An 18937-nucleotide genomic window follows, 5' to 3' on the forward strand; every position below is an offset into this window, starting at 1 on the left:
CCGGGCGGCCGGGGGGCCCCCCGGCCCCCCCCGCCGGCCGGACCCCACCGGCGAACCAGAGGTGAGGACCGGACCATGCGACTTCACACCGGCGGCGAGGAGATCGCCCCCGAGCACACCCCCGCCGCTCTCGGCCCGCCCGAGTACGCCATCAGCACCCGCGGCCTGGTCAAGAGCTACCCCGGACCCAAGGGCACCACCACGCACGCCGTGAGCGGCCTGGACCTGGACGTCCACCGGGGCGAGACCTTCGCCTTCCTCGGACCCAACGGCGCCGGGAAGTCCACCACCATCGCCATGCTCTGCGCCCTGGCCCGCCCCACCGCCGGCCACGCCACGGTGGCCGGCGCCGACGTGCGCTCCCAGCCCCACCGGGTGAGGCAGCGCGTCGGCATGCTGTTCCAGCAGAGCGCCCTGGACCCGGATCTGACACCCGAACAGAACCTCCGCATCCACGCCCGCCTCTACGGGTTGCGCCGTGCCCACGTCCGACAGCGCACCGCCGAGGTACTGGAAGTGGCCGGACTCACCGACCGGCGGACCACCCCCGTACGCACCCTGTCGGGAGGCATGCGGCGCCGCCTGGAAATCGCCCGCCAGCTCCTGCACGCACCGGACGTGCTGTTCCTGGACGAGCCCACCACCGGCCTCGACCCCCACGCCCGCGCACAGATCTGGGACCACCTGTACGCCCTGCGGGAGCGGGACGGCAGCACGCTCTTCATCACGACCCACCAGCTCGAAGAGGCGGCCAACTGCGACCGCGTCGCCATCATCGACCGCGGCCGGCTGGTCGCCCAGGGCGCGCCCGGCGCGCTGAAGGCCGCCATCGGCGACGACCGGGTCGTGCTGCGCACCAGCCAGGACGAGCGGGCACACCGCGTCGTCCACCGCATGGTTCCGCGCGGGCACTCCGTGACCAGGGACGCCGACGGGATCTGTCTGCGGGTGCCCGACGGGAGTTCCTGGATTCCCCGCCTCTGCGCGACCCTGGAAAGCCACGGCATCGCCGTCCGCGCCGCCTCCGCCACCCCGCCCACCCTCGACGACGTCTTCTTCCACCACACCGGCCGCAGCATCCACGGCAGCCGGCCCGGAGGCGGCCGATGACCACCCTCCCGCTCGACGCGACCGGCGTCGGGGACCGCGCGCGGCCGGCCCGACTGCGGCACGAACTGCGCGCGATCCACGGCCTGATCCACCGCGACCTGCTCCGCCTGGCCGGCCAGCGCGCCCACACCGCGCTGATGCTGCTCCACCCCGTGCTGTACCTGCTGATCCTGGGCGGCGGACTCGCCACACTCATCTCCGACTCCGCCCTGGGGGTCGGCTACCAGACCTACCTGTTCCCCGGCATGCTGATGATGACGGTGCAGACCCCGGCCATCCTGGTCGGCATCCGCCTGATCACCGACCGCCAGAGCGGCTATCTGCGCGAACTCCTCATGGCCCCGGTCAGCCGTACGACCCTGCTCCTGGGCAGCTGCGCCGGCGGCACCCTGGTCGCCACGATCCAGGGCGCCGTGCTGCTGAGCCTGGCCGGAGTCGTCGGCCTGCCCTACGACCCGGTCCTCCTGGCACTGCTCCTCGCCGGCATGGCCCTGATCTCCTTCACGATCACCGCCCTCGCCCTGACCCTGGCGGTGAGCCTGAGCAGGCCCGAGACGTTCCACACGCTGCTCGGCGTGCTGATGATGCCCCTCCTGTTCCTCTCCGGCGGCTTCTTCCCCCTGGGCGCGCTCCCCGCCTGGGCCCACTCCGTGGCCGCCGCGAACCCGCTCGCGTACGGCGTCGACATGCTCCGGGGCAGCATCGCCCTGCGCGCCCCGGACGCCGCGGCCGCCGGCGGCATCACCTGGGCCGGCCACCCGGTCCCGCTCCCCGTGGAGGCGGCGCTGCTCCTGGTCAGTGGCGCGGGGGCCCTGCTCTGGGCCGCACGCCGCTTCGAACGGCACGAGTGACCCGCCCGCACGGCCGCCGGGCTGGGCCGAACGGGTGGGCACGGCACCGGCCATGCGTGTTCTCTCCGCGACGCCAGGGCCCGGCGTGAGGATGTCCGCGGAACGGGTGCACGGGTCAGGCACGGCTGAGAGCGGGTACGTCACGTGGCGGATGCAAGGGGCTCGACGGCGCAGGTCGGCGCGTGGGCGGAGATGCGGGACGCGATCACCACCAGGGCCGTACTCGTCATGGTGGGCGTGCTGCTGCTCCAACTCGGCTTCGCCCTCTCGTACATGGGGGCGTTCCACGCTCCGAAACCCCATCGCATCCCGATCACACTGGTCGCCCCTCGCCCGGTGGCGGCCGACCTCGTCGCCCGGCTCGACGCCCTGCCCGGCGACCCGGTGCACGTCACCGCCGTTTCGGACCGCGCCCAGGCACGGGCCCGGCTGCTGGAGCGGAAGACCGACGCCGCGCTGATCGTGGCGGCGACCGGGCGGACCGACACACTGCTCGTCGCCTCGGCGGGCGGCCCCTCGGCGGCCGACGCCGCCGCCAAGGTCGTGGCGGCCGTGGAGCGTACGCAGAACCGGGCGCTGACCGTTCGCGACATCCGACCGCCCGCGCCGGGGGACAGCCGGGGCCTGTCGTCGTTCTACCTGGTGCTGAGCTGGACGATCGGCGGCTACCTGGCCGCCTCGGCCCTCAACATGGCGGCCGGGTCCAAGCGCCCCACGCTCCGGCGGTCCATCGTGCGGCTCGCGGCGATGGTGCCCTATGCCTTCGTCTCCGGAATCGGCGGCGCCATCATCGTCGGCCCCGTGCTCCACTGTCTGCCGGGCGCCTTCTGGGAGCTCGTCGGCATCGGCACCCTGGTCGTCTTCGCCTCCGGCGCCGTGGGCGTGGCGCTCCAGTCGCTGCTCGGCACGATCGGGCTCGGCCTGACCATCCTCATCTTCACGATCCTGGGCAACCCCAGCTCCGGCGGCGTCTATCCGGCCTCCCTGCTGCCGCCCTTCTGGGCCGCGATCGGCCAGGCCCTGCCGCCCGGCGCCGGCACGACCGTCGTCCGGAACACGGTCTACTTCGACGGCAACAACACCACGGGCGCCCTGTGGATTCTCGGTGCCTGGGCGTTCGCCGGGATCGTCGTGGCTCTCGCGGCCGCCGCCCTGCGCGGCCGCCGGGCCCGTACGGAAACCCGTTAGGCGGCCGTCGCGGCGCCCTGCTACATTCTTCCCGGCCGTGCGAAGGAACGAGGAGGTGGTACCCGTGAACGCAGTATCGACATGGGTGCTCCCCTCCGGGGTCACGGTCGGGCGATAGGCAGGTCGTCCGGGAGCGCCGTTCTGTGCACTCCCGAAAGGCACGATCATGCATTTCACTTCCGAGCAGCGCCTGGACGACGGCGTACTCGAACGCTCCTTCTCCCTCGGTGACATCCCGGGCTTCCTCTGGACGCCCGCGTCCGCGTCGGCGTCCGCACCGGTGCCGCTGATCCTGCTCGGCCATCCCACGCTCGGTCTGCAGCGGATGTATCCGCGTCTGGCCGACCGGGCCCGGCACTCCGCGGCGGACGGTTTCGCCACGGCCGCCGTCGAACTCCCCGGCTGCGGCGACCGGCCCCGGCTGCCCGCCCTCGACCGGGCCCGGGCCGACATGCGCCGGGCCCTGCAGGCGGGCGAACCCGTCACCGACGAGATCATCGACGCCGTGGTCCTCCCGCTGGTCGACCAGGCGGTCCCGGAATTGCAGGCCGCCATGGACGCGATCCTCGCGCTCCCCGAGGTCGCCGGTCCGGTCGGCTACTCGGGCGGGGTGATCTCCATCGGCGTCCGGCTCGCGGCGGTCGACCCGCGCATCGTGGCCGCCGGGCTCTTCGCCGGCAGCTTCATCCCGCGCACCACGTACGACGAGGCCCGCCGGCTCGTCATCCCGCTGCACGTCCTGTTGCAGTGGGATGACGAGGGGAACGACCGGCAGGCGGCGCTCGACCTGTTCGACGCGTTCGGTTCGGAGGAGAAGGCGCTGCACGCCAACATGGGCGGCCACACCGGTGTCCCGGCGCACGCGGGGGCCGCGGCGGCCCACTTCTTCACCCGGCACCTGAAGTAGCACCGCGGGGGAGCGGCCGGCAGCACCTCGCCGAACCACACACAGTTCGGGCACCTAAGGTGTCTGCTGTACGCGCCTGCCCCCGCACGCGCGGACGGCAACGAAGGAAAGAGGTGACGTGATGCTCCGCAACGGCTTGGAACCGTGGCACCTGCTCATCGTGGCGTTGGTGGTCATCATGGTGTTCGGCTCGAAGAAGCTTCCCGACATGGCGCGCTCGCTGGGCAAGTCGGCCCGCATCCTGAAGAGCGAGGCCAAGGCGATGAAGACCGAGGCGGGCACCGACCCGGCCGCGCCGGGGCATCCGTAACACCTGGGCCGCCCGGGAAGGGGCCGGGGCAGTGGCGTACCGAAGCCGCTGCCCCGGCCCCTTCTGCGTGCCCCGGACAGGCCCTAGCCGGCGCGCACGACGGCCTCGATGTGGTCGAGGTGGGCGGCGATGAGGTCCTCGAAGGCCGCCTGGTGGTCCGTCTGGAGGGGGCGCAGCTCACGGGCGAAGTGCGCCAGGGCGGGGAAGTGCTCGGGATCGGCGCCCAGGACCGCCACTCGGAACAGCTCCCGGCCCTGCTCGCGCTCCTCCGGGGTCAGGGTGTCGGCGCCCGCCTCCGAGGCGATCAGTGAGGCGATGAGGACCACGACGCGGTGGTAGCGCAACGGGATCTCCTCGTCGGCCAGCCCCGAGGCGCGCAGTGCCTGAAGCACCTCTTCCACGACCAGCCGGGAGCCCGCGCCGCTCGACACGTAACGCGCCCAGACCGCGGCGAGCTGCGGCTGGCGGCGGAAGGCGTCCCGCACGCGCAGGGCCAGGGCCGTGAGGCGCTGCTTCCAGTCGCCCTCGGGGCGGTATCCCTCCATCGCGGCCAGCAGGACCCGGTCGGCCACCGCGCGCAGCAGTTCGGTCTTGCTGCGGAAGTGCCGGTACAGGCTCGACGAGTCGGTCCCGAGGACCGCCGCCAGTTTGCGCACGCTGAACGACTCCGTCGCGCTCGTGCGCAGCAGCTCAGCGGCCGCGTCCAGGATCTCTTCGCTCGTCCAACGCCTTCGGCCTGCCATTCCGCTCCTCTCGCCGGCCTTCAGCCTAACGCATGCACTTGGTGTTGCACGCGGTGCGTGCATAATGGGTGCACAACCCTGCCGGGAGGCCCGGCAGGAGGTGGGCCGACGTGCGCGACCGCCGGCGGCCCCGGGGGTTACGAAGGGACGCACGACGTGAAGAACCCACTGGACTCCACGGCACTGGACGCGGCCGTCGAGAACGTGCACCGCGCGGGAGTGCCGGGCCTGTTCGCCGAGGTCCGGCACGGCGACCAGGTCTGGCGCGGGGCCGCCGGGATCGCCGACACCGCCACCGGCCGCCCCGTCGACCCCGCAATGCGCCACCGCGTCGGCAGCGTCACCAAGACGTTCACCGCCGCCGCGGTCCTGCGGCAGGCCGAGCGCGGCCGGATCGAACTCGACGCACCGGTCGGCCGCTACCTGCCGGCGCTGGTGCCGGGGGAGCGGGGGAAGGCGATCACGGTACGGATGCTGCTCAACCACACCAGCGGTCTCGCCGAGTACCTTCCGTACGCCTACCCCTCGCTGAAAGCGCTCCCCGCCCTCTCCGGAACCGGTCCGGAAAGCCTCGACGAGCACCGGTTCACACGGTGGGACCCCAAGGAGCTGATCGCCATGGGCGTCGGCGCACCCGCCGCCTCATCTCCGGGCGGTGCGCCGGGGCTGTACTCGAACACCAACTACCTGCTGCTGGCCGAACTCCTGGCGCGGGTGAGCGGCACCACGGCCGAGGAGAGCATCACCCGCGACGTCATCGAGGCAGCCGGGCTCGAGGACACCGCGTTCCCGGCCGGACCGGAGATCGACGGACCGCACTCGCGGCTCTACGAGGCGTGGTTCGGCACGATCGACCCGCCGCGCGACTACAGCGTCTTCGACATGTCGTGGACGGGCCCTTCGGCCTCCCTGATATCGACCGTCGCCGACCTGAACCGCTTCTTCGCCCGGCTCCTGGCCGGAAAGATCGTCACCCCGTCCTCACTGGACCAGATGCGGCGGACCAACCCGGTCGTCTCCCAGGAGGGCAAGGTCATCGAGTACGGCCTCGGACTGCACCCGACGGAAGCACCGGGCCAGGACACCTTCTGGGGCCACGGCGGCACGGTCTGGGGCGGCGGCACCCTGGCCATGACCCGCGCCGACGGCGCACGGCAGATCGCGGTGGCGGTCAACCTCCAGCGGTGGAACGGCCTCGACGCCTCGGGCAGGCCGCAGCCCCATCCCATCGACGCGGCGCTGGAAGCCCTGTGCCGCGTCGCGATGTACGGCTGACCGGTCACTCGCACAGGTGGCGCGGACCGAGTGCGCGCAACTCGTCCAGCACCGAGGTCCTCCCGGGCGGAGGCGTGAAGATCCGCAGGCGCTGGTCCACCGCGGGGGTGGCCGGCACCTCGCAGTCCAGGTCGATCCCGCCCAGGTCCGGATGGACGAGCCGGTACGGACGCGACCGCCGTACGGCGACCTCGTGCCGGTCCCACAGCGCGCCGAACTCCGCGCTCGCGGCCCGGCACCGCGCCACCAGCGACCGGGACGCCGCGTCGCCCCCGCGCCGGGCCGTCGCGGCCCGCAGGTCGGCCACCAACTGCCGCGCCTGCTCCGCGTGTTCCTCGGCCGCGAAGTGACCGTGGACCACCGGATCGGTGAACCACCGCAGGACGATGTTGCGGTCCTCCTCCGCGACCGAGCACACACAGCCGAACAACGCGAGCGCCAGGTCGTTCTGCGCCAGCAGGTCGCCCAGATCGCTGACCACCTGGACGGGCACGTCGTCCAGGCGGTCGAGCAGATACCGCAGCCCCGGGCGCAGGTACCCACCGGCCCGTTCCCCGGCGGCCACAACGGCGACGTCTTCCGCCCGCGCGCCACCGCGGACCGGATTCACGCGGTGCTCGGGCCCTGAGGGCGCAGGAGTCGCCTCGGTGCCGGTGTCACTCGAAGAACTTGAGGCCGTACCCGGTGTCGGTGTTCGCCCCGGGGACGTTGGCACGGCTGTACGTGGTGTTGCCCCACCAGCAGAAGGAGCCGGTGTACCAGGAGCGGTTCTCCCAGCTGTACGGGGTTCCCTTGGGCACCGCGTGGAACATCAGGGGGAACGTGGGCCCGGCCGGCGGGCTGGTGGCGATGTCGCCGTCGAGCAGGACGAAGGTGTGGTGGCCGGGCCCGTTCACGTACAGCGTGGGATCCCAGCCGGCCATCATGGTCGCGCGGTTGGAGCCGAACAGGCAGCCGTTGGACTTGTACCAGTCCCACACGTACGTCGGGTCACCGCCCGCCCGGAGCCGCAGTTCGGCGATGCAGTACTGATCGCTCCAGCTGCCGTTGGCGGAGTAGGTGATGTGCAGTTGCCCGTTCGGGTCCTTGATCGCTTCGGGGGCCTCGTTGATGAAGGGGTTCCCGACGACGCGCTCCCAGCTCTCCCTGGGCTGGGAGATGATGTGGCGCGCACCCGTGGGGGTGGTCGGACTGCTCATCCGGGCGATGTAGAGGTTCTGCTCGACGTTGGTGGTGCCGGCCCAGCCCGACCAGACGAACCAGCGCTGCCCGTTGAAGGTGAAGAGGGTGCCGTCGATCGCCCACCTGTCGTCGGGCAGGGCGAGCTTCGTCGCGCTGGTGTAGCCGCTGTCGGGGCTGGCGGAGCTGATCACGTACATGCGGTGGGCGGCGCCTCGGCCGGCTGAGAAGTAGACGTAGTAGCGGCCGCCGTCCCGCACGATCTCCGGAGCCCAGACCTCCCCGAGGTCTGCGGTGTCCGACCACACCCGCCGCGCCGTGGCCGAGGCCAGACCGCCGGTCGAGGACGCCTGTCGGACGTTGATGCCCGCACCGGTCGACTGGACCGAGATGTACGTTCCGCCCACGCGCAGCACGCTGGGATCGGCGCCGCGGATGGTCGTCTGCCCCGCCTCGGCGGGCCGGGTGGACATGAGCGACATCGTGAGGGCCAGAAGCATGGACAGCGCGAAGGCTGCCCCGGCGGACATCCGGGAGAGTCTCATGGCTTCCCTTTCCCGTGCGGGGTTGGCGGACGGACTGGTTCCTGAACCCTGTCCACGCAAAGGCGTGTTCATGTCAAAGAGGCCCGTCCTGCCCTCCGCAGTCCTCGATGAGACGGCTGATCACGCCGAGCAGGACGTCCGCCCGGGCCCGGTCCTCGCGCTGCTCCCGCAGCGCGCGTTCGACCGCCCGCAGCCGCTGCCACGCCTCCGGCTCCGCGTCCATGACGCGGTCCACGAGCGGCGAGGAGACCAACTCCAGGCACTCGGCGAGCCGCAGCCTGGTGCGGGGGGCCGGCGGGCCGGACGGCGGCTCGGCGAAGCCGTCCGTCAGGTAGCGCGCGGGGTCGTCGAGACTCCATCCGGCCACCGCCCCCTCGTACACCAGGAGGTCCACATCGGGGGCGATCCCGAGCCGCGCGTCCGGCGCCTCGCCGAGCAGGCGGACGTCCGTGAGGCAGCTCAGCGCGCCGGCCTCCGGGTCGCAGTGGAAGACCGTGGCCTGCGGCATGCCGAACTCCCCGACGGCATCCGCGCGGAGGCCGGCCGCACGCGTCCGCGGTCCCCGGTCCGCGGCTCCGGCGACGTACCGCCCTGGGACGAAGAACGTGAGACTGCGCAGCTCGCGGCTGCCCCGGTCGAAGCGGACGTACTCGTCCTCCGACCACAGCCACCGCATGCTGCCGAACGTCTCCGGCAGCTCCCGCTCGCGCCCGGCCGGGTCCGCGTAGCCCGCGACGATCAGCTGGAGATCGCGGAAGTCGAAGCGGGGGGTGAACGCGAGGGGCCTGCCCGTCGTCGCGGCGGTCATGCCGTCGCCCACTGTGACCTTCACCGTGTCCGTCGCCTCACCGGATGCGCCTGGCGGCCGGCAGGTGGCCGCCCTTGGTGTCGCGGATCTTCCCGTTCACGATGTCCTCGTGGGTCACCGGGGGCTGCGGGTCGTCGGGCGACCCGCCCAACGCCTTGGCCCCGGTCTCGCCCTTCTTGCCGGAGGGGCCGTAGCCCGTGATGACGTCGCCCGCCCCGGCGCCGGGGCCCTTCGTCACCACGATGTCCTCGCCCTTCCGGAAGATGAGGTCCCCGCGCTGTTTCTGCGAGAGGTACACCGCGTCCGGGGCCTTGAGGATCTCCACCACGCGTTCGTCGCTGAAGTGCGGGTGGTAGTTGCTCGACCTGCGCACCTTGCCGGCCCCGGCCCGGTCGATGACGGTCTCCGCGGCCTGCACCGCCTTGGCGTCGGGGCACTTGGTGCCGGCGAAGAAGCCGGCCCAGGCAAAGACGCGGTGCCCGACGGGCGCCGCGGAGCGGATCGGCCCGGCCGGTACGGTGACGCCTCCGGAACGGGCCGCGGCGCCCGAGGCCGGGGTGCGGAGCACGCAGCCGCCGGCGTCGCGCTCCCGGCGTACCTTGTCGACCAGCTTCTTGACCTCGGTCCTGGCCAGGGCGTACGCGTTGATCAGGGTGTCGGCGCGGTACGGAATCCGGTACTGGACGAGTCGGCCACCGGCGGCGCGGGAGCGGGCCCGGGCCTCGCTCTTCTTCCGCGCCTCGACCGAGGCGAAGGTGGGCCCGGCGCCGGGGTTGGAGCAGGAGAGGCTGCCGGAGACGGACGCCCCGGTGACCGCGAAGGAGCTCTGCGAACTGGTGCACCGGCCGGCGGACTTGCCATCGATGCTGAAGGAGGCGGTCATCACCGCGGTGACCTTGCCGCTGACCAGACGGCTCTTGGCGCTGGTGGTGAGGTGGCCGGAAAAGCTGTTCCTCGCCGTGCAGCCGCCGGAACCGCATTTCACCGTTCCGCCGCTGCTGAGGGTCAGGCGGATGCCGCTGTCGGTGGCGTTCTTCAGCTCTCCCGTCCGCCTCTCCAGGGTGTCGAACATGGGATCGGCGGCCGCCTCGGTGACCGGCGCCAGGTCCAGCCCCGCGGAATCGCTGTCCGCCAGAGGGCCGTCCGTCACATCGAGCCTCTCGGGCGGGTCCTCGTCCTCGGACCCCGCCTCGGCTGTGACGGGCGTCAGCCGGAACGAGGCCGCTCCCACGGAACCGCCGGACGCGTCTGCGGGCCGGGCGGGGCCGTACGCCTCAAGGCGCAGCACCCGGTGGGGCTTCTGCTCGGTGACGAGCAGCCGGCCCGCGGAGGTGTCCACCGCGAGGGCCGGTGTCCCGTCGACGGCGGGTGGCCGCGCGGACTCGGTGGGGGCCGGTGTGCCCTCCAGCCGGTCGAGCGCCTTCGAGAGCGCGGTCGCCAGGTCGGGTGGGGCCGGCATGTGTCCGACCGTCTCCCGCGTGACGCTGTCGCTCTCGTCGGCGGCGGCCCAGGCACCGGAGCCGGCATCCTTCGCCCGGGTGAAGGTCCTGCCGCCTACGTGCAGAACCTCGCGGGCGAGCCCGGAACCGCCGACCTCCACGGCGCCGAAGCGGCTGCCGGACGCGGTGACGGTGATGTCCCGCTTCACCGGGTCGTCACCGGAATCCCGGTACCGCAGACCGGGGGCATCGGCCAGCGCGGCCACGGCCAGCCGGAACGGCTTCAGGTCCCGCACGGCGACGGGCTCCTCCGAACCGGGCCCCCCGGGCCGGACCAGCAGCCCGGCCACGAGCCCGGCGGCGGCCAGGACGCCGACCCCGCCGAACAGCAGCAGACGCTTGCGCCGCCGGGCGGGCGGCGGCGGTCCGGGTGCGAACGGCGGCGGCCCGTACGGGAATCCGGGCCCGGGGCCGTAGGGCGAACGCGGCGGTGGCACGGCCGGCACGCCGTGCGGGGGGAACGGCCCCTGCGGCGGCGGTCCGAAGACCCCGGAGGGGCCGGGATACGGGGAGTGCTGAGGCGGGACGTCGGCCGGGGGAGGCGGTCCGAAGACCCCGGCCGGCGGGCGGTACGGAGCGCCCTGCGGCGGGCGGTCCGCCGGGGACCGGTACGCGTCTTCGTTGTCCGTCATGAACTTCCCCCGTGGATGGTCCGTGGGCCGCTGATCGCTACAGGGACAGTGTGGGGGTGACGGCCCCTCATGCCACCGGAATTCGGACACCGGGCACGGGTTCAGAGCAGCCGGTCGACCAGTCCCTCGACGTACTCCGGGGTCAGAGGACCCATGCCGAACAGGACGCGGATGTACATCGGGGCCAGGACGTGGTCCAGCACGGTGAGCGCGTCGGGTGCGGACTCGCCGCGGTCGCGGGCGCGGTCGAGCATGGACTGCAACTGCCCGGTGCGCTCGGTGCGGAGGGCGTCGCGGGCCTGTGCGCCCTGCGGGCCGGTGCCCGCCAGGGCGACGGCCAGGTGCAGCACCGCCGGCCCGTCGGGTCCGGTGATCTCGCGGGCGACCTGGGCCGCGTACGTACGCAGGTCGCCCGCCAGGCTCCCGGTGTCGGGCATCGGGGAGCGCGCGTCGAGGCGGGTGAGCGCGACGTCGCTGAGCAGCGCCTCCAGACCGCCCCACCGGCGGTAGATGCTGCTGTCGGCCACGCCCGCGCGGGCCGCCACCTCGCCGACCGTGAAGTTCCCGTAGCCGCGCTCGCTGATGAGTTCGGTGACGGCCTGGTGCACCTGCGCGCCGACCCGGGCGCTACGCCCACCGGGTCGCCGGGCTCGCTGTTGTTCGTTCATGCGCCCCACATTAACGCAGTAGCCACTTGCGTTTGCGGGCAGACCTCACCTACAGTCTCCTAACGCAGTCACCGACTGCGTTAGCTATCGCGCGACGAGCTGTGCCACCACGGCCGGGCGCATCTCACGTTTGAGAGGAATTCCCATCACTGCATCGCATGCGGCCGCAGGCCGCCGGACGAACCGGACCGTACTGCTCACGGTGACCTGCCTCGGTCAGTTCATGGTCCTGCTCGACAACACGATCGTGGGAGCGGCGCTCCCCGACATGCAGCACCGCCTGCACCTTCAGCTCACCGGTCTGCAATGGATCGTCGACGCGTACGTCCTGCTGGTCGCCATGCTGCTGCTGTCCGGCGGCATCTTCGCCGACCGGTTCGGCCGCAAACGCGTATACCTCGCCGGTGTCGCGGTGTTCACCGCCGCGTCGGTGGTGTGCAGCATCGCGCCCTCGCTCGGCTGGCTCATCGCCGGCCGGGTGCTCCAGGGCATCGGGGCCGCGGCGCTCAGTCCCGCCTCGCTCGCCCTGCTCGCGGATGCCTACCCCGCGCCGCAGGAACGCGTCAAGGCGATCGGGCTCTGGGCGGGACTCAGCGGAGTCGGCCTGGCCGCGGGCCCCGTGGCCGGCGGCGTACTGACCGAAGCCTTCGGCTGGCCCGCCATCTTCCTGGTCAACCTGCCCATCGGCGCGGCCCTCCTCCTGGCCGGCCTGCGCCACCTCGAAGAGGCGCGCAATCCGCACGCCCCCGCGATCGACGTTCCCGGGACGGTGCTGTCCGTCCTGGCGGTGGGGTCGCTGACCTACGGGCTGATCGAGGGCGGAGCGCGTGGCTGGACGTCGCCGGTGATCCTCGGCAGCCTCGCCGCCGCGGTCGTCCTCCTCGCCGCCTTCCTGGCCGTCGAAGCGCGCCGCCGCGCACCGATGCTGCCGCTGCGGCTCTTCCGGGAGCGCCTGTTCACCGTCTCCAACACCGCGATGGTCGTGGTCGGGTTCGCGCTCATGGGTTCGTCGTTCTTCTTCTCCCAGTTCTTCGTGTACGTCCAGGGCAGCTCGATCCTGCGCGCGGGCCTGCAGACCCTGCCCACCACCCTCGCCATGGTGCTCGTCAGCCCGTACGCGGGCCGGCTCGCCGCCCGGCACGGCTTCCGCGTCGTGGTCACCGCCGGCCTGGCCCTGGCCGGTCTCGGGCTGCTCGCCCTCGGCACGGTCCACGCCGACACGGGATACGGGAACGTGTGGTGGCGGCTGGCCGTCGTGGGCGTCGGCTTCGCCCTGACGATGTCCCCGCTGACCGGCGCCGCCATCCAGGCCGTCAGCGCCCAGGAGGGCGGCCTCGCCTCGGGCGTCAGCAGCACCACCCGGCAGATCGGCGCGGTGCTCGGCGTGGCGGTGCTCGGAGCCGTGGTCCGCGCCCGGCAGTCGGGCGGCGCCTCCTTCGGAGCCGGCCTCGACAGCGCCTTCCTGACGGCGGGTGCCGTCACACTGGCGACGGCCCTGTGCACGGGCCTGTGGCTGACGAGGAGCGGGTCCGAGGAGGGCGCTACCGCGCCGGTACGGTCGACCGAGGCGCCGAAGACCACCACCGCGGACAGCCGTTGACCGGCCGCGAGCACGTCCCGGCCCCACCGACGACCACGAACGGAGGAACCCCTGTGCACGACGCGACCAGGGCAACGATCGAAGAGCACATGGTGTCCGGCCCCGAGGCCGGACCGTACGCCCTGACCACGGGACCGGACGGCGCGCTGTGGTTCACCCTCGTCCACAGCGGCGGGATCGGCCGGCTCGTCCCCGGCGAGGCGCCGACGGACCACCGCCTCGACCCCGGCAGCGGACCGACCGTCATCACACCGGGCCCGGACGGTGCGCTGTGGTTCACCGAGTACCGGGCCGACCGGATCGGGCGGATCACCACCGGCGGCGCGGTCACCGAGTTCGACGTGCCCGGCTCCGGCTCGGGGCCGTTCGGGATCGCGGTGGGCCCGGACGGAGCGCTCTGGTTCACCGAGACCACCGCCGACCGCATCGGTCGCATCACCGTCGACGGCGACGTCAGCCAGTACCCGCTCCCCGCCACCGGCGCGTTCCCGTCCGCGATCACCTCCGGGCCCGACGGAGGGATGTGGTTCACCCTCAACCAGGGCAACGCCGTCGGGCGGATCGGCATGGACGGCACGGTCGCCCTGCACACCCTGCCGACGGATGCGGCGGGCCCGGTCGGGATCGCGGCGGGCCACGACGGAGCGCTGTGGTTCACCGAGATCGCCGCCGGTCAGATCGGCCGGATCACCCCCGACGGACGGATCACCGAATTCCCGCTGCCCGACCGCGCCGCCCGGCCGCACGCCGTCACCGTCGACGGACGGGGCGCCGTGTGGTTCACGGAATGGGGAGCCAACCGCGTCGCCACGATCACCCCGGACGGCGCCGTGACCGCCCATGAACTGCCCACGCCGAACTCGGAACCGCACGGCATCGCCCTGGGCCCCGACGGAGCCCTGTGGACCGCGCTGGAGACGGGCTCACTGGCCCGCGTCGCGCCGTAGGGCCTGTCTGACCATTCCCGTCTGGCGGCAGTGCCTCCTCGCACGCCGCGAAACCCCCGGCTCAGCACTCACCGTGCTCGTCGGCCGTGACCCGCCGCACCTCCACCGGCTGCTGCGTGGGTACGCCACCGGGGCCCGGGACGGCGGAGATACGGGCGGCGATCTCCAGCGCCCGTGCCTCCGACTCCACCTCGAAGACATTGAAGCCGGCCAGGGCCTCCCGGGGCGCCGCGAACGGCCCGTCGGTCACCACGGGCGGCGCGACGCCGTCCGCACGGACGGTGCGGGCGTGTCGCGGATCGGCCAGCGCCATGAACCGGACCAGCTCCCCGCTCTCGGTCAACTCCTTGGTCAGCGTGGCGTAGTGGTCGAAGTGGGCCGCGACGTCATCCGGTCGCCAGGAGTCCATCGGCTCCTCGAAAACCCCACCGTCGTGGTTGACCAGCAGCATGAACCTTGCCATCACGCATCTCCGTCGTCAGTCGTCCGTGGATTCCGGAAAGGAGAAATAGAGCGCGTCGCTGTAGAACGACGCGAAGTGCCGCTGCCAGTCGGCCCGGACGGAGGCCAGCCAGCTGTCGGCACGGCCGGCGAGCGCCGCCTCGGCGAGCGCGACGGCCTCGGGGACGTCCTCCGACACCAGGCGCCGCACGCTCGCCGCCGGATCGTCGTCCGTCATGGAAACGATCTCGCCCGTTTCGAGAAGGAAATACTTCGCCTCCTGCTTCTCCAGGTGGGCCGCGGTCCTGGCCGCGCACTCGGCGAACCGGGCGTCGTCCCGCAGGCCGTCACCGACCGCGCGCAGGACGTCGCGAAGCAGCGCCGCCCCGTCGGCGTAGTCCGCGGCGATGCCGATCGGGTGGTTCCAGATCATGGAGGGGACGACCACGGTCCCGCGCCCCACCAAGAGCTTGTGGGCGAGCGGGACGTCACCGTTGTGCTCGGATATGCAGCGGATCCGCTGCGGGAGGTCCGCCTCGCTCGGTACCGAGTCGGCGGAGTAGAGATACGAACGATTCGCCATGTCGACGACGCTAACAGCGGGGACTGACAACGCCGTCGGGCAACCACCGCACGGCCGGGGGAGTAAAGGGCATGATGACCGCATGCGCACGCCTTCGGACATCACCGTCACCCTCGTACGGGGAGACATCACCCGCCAGTCCGTCGACGCCGTCGTCAACGCGGCGAACTCCTCACTGCTCGGCGGTGGAGGGGTGGACGGAGCCATCCACCGCCGCGGCGGCCCCGAGATCCTCGCCGCCTGCCGGGAACTCCGCGCCTCGCGGTACGGCAAGGGTTTGCGCACGGGCCGGGCCGTCGCCACCACCGCCGGAAGGCTCGACGCCCGCTGGGTCGTGCACACCGTCGGCCCGGTGTGGAGCGGCGCCGAGGACCGGTCGGCCCTGCTGGAGTCGTGCTACCGCGAATCGCTGCGCGTCGCGGCGGAACTGGGGGCGCGTACCGTCGCCTTCCCCGCGATCTCCACCGGCGTCTACGGCTGGCCCATGGACGACGGAGCCCGCATCGCCGTCCGCACCGTGCTGGCGGAGGCCGCGCCGCCCGTCGAGGAGGTGCGGTTCGTGCTCTTCGACGCCTACGCCTACGGGGAGTTCCAGGAGGCCCTGGCGGCGGCTCGGACCTGAGCGCCCGGGGCCCCGTGGCCGGCGAGGGAAGGGGACCGGCGCCGGTGCCGGGAGTATGAAGCACTCGTGAAGGCCCTGTGGAACCGTTGTCGGCGGGGCCGCTTATGCTGCACCGAACGATCAAGCGGGACCTGGGGAGGGCGCGGCATGTTCGGCAAGCTGTTCGGCAGGACCGAGGGGAGACCGGCGGCCGGCCCGCACGCGCTTCCCGTCCCGCGCAAGCAGAACGGGATGTACACCCTGCGGGCGCTCGGGGACGTACGGGTGCTCGCACTCGTCGAGGCCGCCGGAGCGGGGGACTGGGAGGCGGTCAAGGCGGCACTGGCGCCCTTCGACCTCGGCCGCGACCACCAGATCCTCTACGAACTCGAAGAAATCGACGGCGTGCAGGACTGGATCGGCCGAGCGGTCGAGGAGAACGACGAGCACCGGGCGGCCGCCCTGCTCATCGCGGGGGCGCGCCACATCAAGTGGGGCTGGGAGGCACGCACCGCCGCCCGCGCGTCGCAGGTGACGCAGGAGCAGTGGCGGATCTTCCACGAGCGGTTCCGCATCGGTGAGGAGCAGCTCCTCGAAGCGGCCGAGCTGAGGCCCGAGTGGGTCACACCGTGGCGCCGGCTCCTCACCTCGGGCCGCGGCATGTCCCTCGGCGCCGACATCACGGAGGCCCGGCTCGACGCGGCCCTGCGCCGCGCTCCGCTGGACCTGGAGACCCACATGGAGTGGATCTCCCACTTGCAGCCCCGCTGGGGCGGTGAGCCGGGCCAGGCGCTGCGGTTCGCCCGCGACGCGTACGCCCACGCCCCGGAAGGCGACCGGATCGGCTGCGCGATACCCATGGCGCACATCGAGGACTGGGTGGAGTCGGACGACACGGGCTGCCTGAACACCCCCGAGATCCATGAGGAACTGCGCCGCGCGGCCGAGCGCAGCATTCTCCACCCCGCCTACGAACGACGCCTGGGCTGGCAGCACGACTTCAACATCTTCGCGATGGCCCTCTCGCTGGCCGGCGAACGACAGACGGCGAAGCGGGTCTTCCACGAGCTCGACGGTGCCTTCACCAGCTGGCCGTGGGCCTACTTCGGTGACCCGGAGAAGCAGTTCGCCCGCCACCAGCGCCGCGCCTGAGCACCCACCCCCCTTCCACCCGCCCGCTCCTCCTCTCCCGGACTGCCCGATGACATCGCCCGACACCGCCTCGCGACAGACCGGCGACGACCGCACCTTCCAGGTGGATCTGCGCGGTCTCGTCGACCTCCTCTCGCACCACCTCTACTCCAGCCCGCGCGTCTACCTGCGTGAACTCCTGCAGAACGCCGTCGACGCGCTCACCGCCCGGCACGGCCTCGAACCCGGCGCCCCCGCCGACGCGTTCGGAATCCGCCTGTACGCCGACGGGGCCGTCGTCCGTGTCGAGGACGACGGCGTCGGACTCACCGAGAACGACGTCCACGCCTTCCTCGCCACGATCGGCCGGAGCAGCAAGCGCGCCGAACGGATCGCCGAGCAGCGCGGCGACTTCATCGGCCAGTTCGGCATCGGACTCCTCTCCTGCTTCCTCGTCGCCGACGAGATCCACGTCCTCAGCCGCTCCGCCCGCACCCCCGATGCTCCCGCCGTCGAGTGGCGGGGCCGCGGCGACGGCAGCTACACCGTCCGCACCCTGCCCGCCTCCGCCCGCCCGCACCCCGGCACCACCGTCACGCTCACGCCGCGCTCCGACGCGGGCGAGTGGACCCGCCCCGCGCAGGTCGCCGCCCTGGCCCGGCACTTCGGTTCGCTGCTGCGCCACCCCGTGACGGTCGACGACGGCAAGGGCGGCCCGCCCGCACGGATCAACCCGGAGCCCGCGCCCTGGGCCCGTACCCACCCGACCCCGGGGGCCCGCTCCCGCGCCCTCGCCGCCTACGGCACGGAGGTCTTCGGGTTCGAGCCGCTGGACACCCTCGATCTCGACCTGCCCGCCGTGGGGCTCAAGGGCATCGCCTGCGTGCTGCCCGAGGCGGTGCCGACCGGCCGCCGCCACGGCCATCGCGTGCACGTCAAGGGGATGCTGCTGTCGGAGCAGGCCGAGGAGATCCTGCCGGACTGGGCGTTCTTCGTCCGTTGCGTGGTCGACGCCGAGAGCCTGCGCCCCACGGCCTCCCGGGAGTCCCTGTACGAGGACGACACCCTCGCCGCCGTCCGCGACGCCCTCGCCGAACGGCTGCGCGCCTGGATCTCCCGCATCGCCGCCAGCGACCCGGAACTGCTCGCCCGGTTCCTGGGGGCCCACCACCTCGCCGTGAAGTCGCTCGCGGTGCACGACGACGAGATCCTGCGCATGCTGCTGCCCTGGATTCCGTTCGAGACCACCGACGGCTCCGCCACCCTGGACGAGTTCGCCCGTACGCACCGCACCGTTCTCGTGACCGCCAGCGTGGAGGAGTTCCGGCAGGTCGCGGCCATCGCCTCGGCCGCCGGTCTCGGCGTCGTCAACGGCGGCTACACCTACGACCGGGAACTGGTCCACCGGCTCCCCGAGATCCGGCCCGAAGTCACCGTCGCCGACCTCGACCCCGCGACGCTCACCGCCCATCTGGACCCCGTCGACCGTGAGACGGAGCTCGCCGCGGCGCCGTACCTCGCCCTGGCCCGCGACGCCCTCGCGGTCTTCGACTGCGACGTCGCGCTGCGCACCTTCCAGCCGGCCTCCGCCCCGGCCCTGCTCATCGACAGCAGGGACGCCCGGCACGAGCGCACCCGCTCCCAGCTGGCCCGCGAGCAGCAGGGCGGGGTGTGGGGCGACATCCTCGGCGCCCTGCGCCAGGAGGTCCCGCGCGCCCAGCTGATCCTCAACCAGCTCAACCCGCTGGTCCGGACCGCCGCCGCCATCGAGGAACCGGAGCTGGCGCGTACCAGTGCCGAAGCCCTGTACGGGCAGGCCGCGATGCTGTCCCGCCGCCCGCTCAGGCCTGCCGAGACCAGCCTGATCAACCGCTCATTCCTCGATCTCCTCGCCCACGCCCTCCGCAAGGACAGCTGAC

The 18937-nt window shown here is 72.6% G+C and carries 19 protein-coding genes; 11 read left to right on the forward strand and 8 right to left on the reverse strand.

The window, feature by feature from the left end; all coding sequences use genetic code 11:
* Positions 1–75: 75 nt before the first annotated feature.
* The 5 genes from ACFUJY_RS17480 (at position 76) to tatA (ending at position 4366) form a co-directional block, all read left to right on the forward strand.
* Positions 76–1110 carry an ATP-binding cassette domain-containing protein gene (locus tag ACFUJY_RS17480; protein WP_383299956.1) on the forward strand — a complete coding sequence of 345 codons (1035 nt, stop codon included), beginning with the start codon at positions 76–78 and terminating at the stop codon, positions 1108–1110.
* Positions 1107–1961 carry an ABC transporter permease gene (locus ACFUJY_RS17485; RefSeq protein ID WP_383299957.1) on the forward strand — a complete coding sequence of 285 codons (855 nt, stop codon included), beginning with the start codon at positions 1107–1109 and terminating at the stop codon, positions 1959–1961. Before ACFUJY_RS17480 ends, ACFUJY_RS17485 begins: the two co-directional genes overlap by 4 nt.
* Before the next feature lie 192 nt (positions 1962–2153).
* Positions 2154–3149: an ABC transporter permease gene (locus ACFUJY_RS17490; protein ID WP_383300290.1), complete on the forward strand. Its 996-nt coding sequence runs from the start codon at positions 2154–2156 to the stop codon at positions 3147–3149.
* 166 nt (positions 3150–3315) lie between these two features.
* A complete protein-coding gene (locus tag ACFUJY_RS17495; RefSeq protein WP_383299960.1) occupies positions 3316–4056 on the forward strand; it encodes a dienelactone hydrolase family protein in 741 nt (246 codons plus the stop codon).
* A gap of 118 nt (positions 4057–4174) precedes the next feature.
* Positions 4175–4366, forward strand: coding sequence for a Sec-independent protein translocase subunit TatA (gene tatA / locus ACFUJY_RS17500; protein ID WP_383299962.1), 192 nt, complete (start codon positions 4175–4177; stop codon positions 4364–4366).
* Between the two features lie 83 nt (positions 4367–4449).
* Here tatA and ACFUJY_RS17505 read toward each other — a convergent pair whose 3' ends face one another.
* A complete protein-coding gene (locus ACFUJY_RS17505; RefSeq protein ID WP_383299965.1) occupies positions 4450–5109 on the reverse strand; it encodes a TetR/AcrR family transcriptional regulator in 660 nt (219 codons plus the stop codon).
* Positions 5110–5265: 156 nt separating this feature from the next.
* On the opposite strand from ACFUJY_RS17505, the gene ACFUJY_RS17510 reads away from it, so the two are divergent.
* Positions 5266–6384 carry a serine hydrolase domain-containing protein gene (locus ACFUJY_RS17510; protein ID WP_383299968.1) on the forward strand — a complete coding sequence of 373 codons (1119 nt, stop codon included), beginning with the start codon at positions 5266–5268 and terminating at the stop codon, positions 6382–6384.
* 4 nt (positions 6385–6388) lie between these two features.
* On the opposite strand, the gene ACFUJY_RS17515 is transcribed toward ACFUJY_RS17510, so the two are convergent.
* From ACFUJY_RS17515 to ACFUJY_RS17535, 5 genes are all read right to left on the reverse strand, one after another.
* Complete coding sequence (locus ACFUJY_RS17515) at positions 6389–6949, reverse strand: hypothetical protein (protein WP_383299970.1); 561 nt, start codon at positions 6947–6949, stop codon at positions 6389–6391.
* A gap of 91 nt (positions 6950–7040) precedes the next feature.
* Positions 7041–8108 carry a glycoside hydrolase family 43 protein gene (locus tag ACFUJY_RS17520; protein WP_383299973.1) on the reverse strand — a complete coding sequence of 356 codons (1068 nt, stop codon included), beginning with the start codon at positions 8106–8108 and terminating at the stop codon, positions 7041–7043.
* Positions 8109–8181: 73 nt separating this feature from the next.
* Entirely contained in the window at positions 8182–8940 is a 759-nt protein-coding gene (locus tag ACFUJY_RS17525) for a hypothetical protein (RefSeq protein WP_383299975.1), read from the reverse strand.
* Positions 8941–8953: 13 nt separating this feature from the next.
* On the reverse strand, positions 8954–11047 hold the full coding sequence (locus ACFUJY_RS17530; protein ID WP_383299977.1) for a hypothetical protein: 2094 nt from the start codon (positions 11045–11047) through the stop codon (positions 8954–8956).
* A 101-nt stretch (positions 11048–11148) separates the two neighbouring features.
* Positions 11149–11715, reverse strand: coding sequence for a TetR/AcrR family transcriptional regulator (locus ACFUJY_RS17535; protein ID WP_383299979.1), 567 nt, complete (start codon positions 11713–11715; stop codon positions 11149–11151).
* Positions 11716–11860: 145 nt separating this feature from the next.
* Between ACFUJY_RS17535 and ACFUJY_RS17540 the strand changes: the two genes are divergently transcribed.
* Positions 11861–13315 (forward strand): MFS transporter, encoded by a 1455-nt coding sequence (locus ACFUJY_RS17540; RefSeq protein ID WP_383300293.1) that lies wholly within the window; start codon positions 11861–11863, stop codon positions 13313–13315.
* Between the two features lie 53 nt (positions 13316–13368).
* Complete coding sequence (locus tag ACFUJY_RS17545) at positions 13369–14262, forward strand: virginiamycin B lyase (RefSeq protein WP_383299982.1); 894 nt, start codon at positions 13369–13371, stop codon at positions 14260–14262.
* A gap of 61 nt (positions 14263–14323) precedes the next feature.
* On the opposite strand, the gene ACFUJY_RS17550 is transcribed toward ACFUJY_RS17545, so the two are convergent.
* Both ACFUJY_RS17550 and ACFUJY_RS17555 read right to left on the reverse strand, forming a co-directional pair.
* Positions 14324–14725 carry a YciI family protein gene (locus tag ACFUJY_RS17550; protein WP_383299985.1) on the reverse strand — a complete coding sequence of 134 codons (402 nt, stop codon included), beginning with the start codon at positions 14723–14725 and terminating at the stop codon, positions 14324–14326.
* Positions 14726–14740: 15 nt separating this feature from the next.
* Positions 14741–15286, reverse strand: a complete 546-nt coding sequence (locus ACFUJY_RS17555) for a hypothetical protein (protein ID WP_383299987.1) — start codon at positions 15284–15286, stop codon at positions 14741–14743.
* 82 nt (positions 15287–15368) lie between these two features.
* On the opposite strand from ACFUJY_RS17555, the gene ACFUJY_RS17560 reads away from it, so the two are divergent.
* From ACFUJY_RS17560 to ACFUJY_RS17570, 3 genes are all read left to right on the forward strand, one after another.
* The gene (locus ACFUJY_RS17560; RefSeq protein ID WP_383299990.1) at positions 15369–15908 is read left to right on the forward strand and encodes an O-acetyl-ADP-ribose deacetylase; all 540 of its coding nucleotides are present in this window, start codon (positions 15369–15371) and stop codon (positions 15906–15908) included.
* Between the two features lie 147 nt (positions 15909–16055).
* Positions 16056–17039 carry a hypothetical protein gene (locus ACFUJY_RS17565; protein WP_383299992.1) on the forward strand — a complete coding sequence of 328 codons (984 nt, stop codon included), beginning with the start codon at positions 16056–16058 and terminating at the stop codon, positions 17037–17039.
* A gap of 49 nt (positions 17040–17088) precedes the next feature.
* On the forward strand, positions 17089–18936 hold the full coding sequence (locus ACFUJY_RS17570) for an HSP90 family protein (protein ID WP_383299995.1): 1848 nt from the start codon (positions 17089–17091) through the stop codon (positions 18934–18936).
* The last annotated feature ends 1 nt before the right edge of the window (position 18937 follow it).

It is taken from the genome of Streptomyces sp. NPDC057249, from assembly GCF_042669245.1.
Taxonomy (GTDB): Bacteria; Actinomycetota; Actinomycetes; order Streptomycetales; family Streptomycetaceae; genus Streptomyces.